The 290-nt window shown below is 40.3% G+C and carries 1 protein-coding gene; it reads right to left on the reverse strand.

Annotated features, from left to right (window positions below; all coding sequences use genetic code 11):
* Positions 1-290: N-6 DNA methylase (locus AAEY72_RS14455; RefSeq protein ID WP_352311208.1), on the reverse strand; the 290-nt coding region annotated here is incomplete at both ends.

The raw sequence follows: 290 nt of genomic DNA on the forward strand, positions 1-290 counted from the left end.
GCTCTTTATTATTGAAGGTGCTGATAATTTGCTGTTCTTCGCTAGCAGACAGTACCGTCTTTTGAGTTTTACCCTCTTTAACTTTTTTACCTAGATTAGACGCGTCAACCAATACGACATCACCATCATTGATATCATCGATAAACAGTATCGATACGCTTGTCCCTGTAGTGGCAAAAATATCTGATGGCATTGAGACCACACCAGCGAGCATTTTTTTATCTACTAGCTTCTGGCGAATCTTTTTATTAATGCCAGACTGAGCCGTGATAAAGCCAGTAGGTACGACT

This window comes from Psychrobacter sp. W2-37-MNA-CIBAN-0211 (genome assembly GCF_040309405.1).
Classification (GTDB): domain Bacteria; phylum Pseudomonadota; class Gammaproteobacteria; order Pseudomonadales; family Moraxellaceae; genus Psychrobacter; species Psychrobacter glaciei.